General features: G+C 59.5%; 2 protein-coding genes. Both read right to left on the bottom strand.

What is annotated here, in order from left to right; translation table 11 throughout:
• Positions 1 to 614 (bottom strand): AAA family ATPase (locus Q1K49_RS00865; protein ID WP_300521683.1); only part of this gene is annotated, 614 nt, incomplete at its 3' end.
• Positions 615 to 1,179: 565 nt separating this feature from the next.
• Positions 1,180 to 1,644 (bottom strand): hypothetical protein (locus Q1K49_RS00860; RefSeq protein WP_300521680.1); only part of this gene is annotated, 465 nt, incomplete at its 5' end.

Here is a 1,644-nt window from a genome sequence, read left to right as displayed (position 1 = left end):
GTCTCCTCCCGGGTGAAGTAGGGGATGGTGATCTGCTCGGCGATGTTGAAGGGGCTCGCGGTGCTCTGGAGGATCCCCGTGATGTTCGACACGCCCACCAGAATGACGCTCCGGAGACGGTAGTTTCTGCGGTCGTGGTAGATGGAGCGGAGGACGTGCAGGAAGGTGTTGAGCAGGGGAATATTCTGCAGTCCTTCCATCTCGTCCACGATGAGAACCACGTCGCGGTCGTGCTGTTGTCCCAGCCGGGAAAGAAAGAGAGGAAGTTCCCGAAATGTGTCGGGAAAGTCGCCGAGAGCGACATCGGGATCGAGCGACGAGGAATTGAGACGGAAGTGGAGCTGTTCCTTGAGGAAGCGCAGGCTCTCCACTTCGGTGCCGTTGCCGAGAGGCTCGAAGCTGATCCACAGGGGCAGCCAGTCGGGTCTGCTTTTGCGGATCTCGTCGGCGAGAAACTGGAAGTAGGTGCTCTTGCCGCTCTGGCGCGGAGCGGTGAGGGTGAAATACCGCCATTCCTCAACTTTCTTCAGGCCGACCGCAAGCAGTTCCGTGCGGGGGACGTAGTAGTTCCGCTCCTTGTCGATGGGGCCTTCGGTGCAGAAGCTCCGGGGCATGAGACCATCACCTCTTTGTCGTGACTTTTTGGAGAACGACCGGTGGACGGTCAACGATCGTGCGCACGTTGGATTTCACGGCATCTTTTCGGAGAACGCATTCTGAAACTGCCGAGAGAAACCCTTGTGCGTCCCGTTTCGAGAGCCTTTTTCGGAGGTTCCCTGGACGCTTCCGGAGCGCGCTTCCGATCGGAGTGTTCCGCGCCGTCTCTTCGTACGGTTCATTTCCGTAGTGTACTCGAACGAAACCAGAAACGAGCACACGTCTTTCGGGAAGAGCGTATGGAATCCTTCCGGATCCGCCTCAGACGCAGGGTGTTTCGTGGATCCGGAACCGTTGACCCGCCCCCGCATTGAGTACCACGAGGAAAGTTCGCATCGGCAGCTCCCGGAAAAGCAGTTCTCTGTCCAACGGTACTCCCTGCAGACACGTTGAGGAACTTCTGCATAAGGCTACGTCAGCTCCGCAGAGCCTGATGCGATCCGAGTCAAGGGAAAGCGAAAGGTTTTTCTGCAGCGCTTCCTTGACTCTTCCAGTCGCCTTTTTTATGGGAACATGTCACCGTCACTCCCCTGACGGGACCGGCGCTGCCACGGGGAGGATCCACCAGACAAGACGCCGGGAGACGCCGCTCCTGGTGCGCACTTCCTCGCCCTTCTCCTGGGCCTGGTGGTAGGGAGAGAAGACCACGTAGTACCCCTCCGGTTCACCGGAGCGCTCCAGATAGGCTTCGAGCTGGTCCTTCCCCGCCTCGAACTCGTCCTTGCCGGTGAAGCGCTTCACCTCCACGATCCACCGCTTGCCTCCCTGAAGGACCAAAAGGTCCACCCGACCGCCCCCTTCGGGGACCTCTGGAAAGACGTGTCCTCCAAGGAGTCCGGCGAAGGAGGCGAGAAAGGCGTCGAGGTTGTAGTGGTACACGCCTTCAAGGACTTTCCCCCGGGAGAAGACGATGTTGCCCCGCTCCAAAACATAGGCGGCATAGCGGTCGAGCACCTGTTCCATCCGGAGGGTTCCCTCCTGGTCCAG

It is taken from the genome of Aminiphilus sp., assembly GCF_029975095.1.
Classification (GTDB): domain Bacteria; phylum Synergistota; class Synergistia; order Synergistales; family Aminiphilaceae; genus Aminiphilus.
The sequence above is the reverse complement of the archived record's forward strand: the minus strand, read 5'-3'. Positions and strand labels throughout refer to the sequence as shown.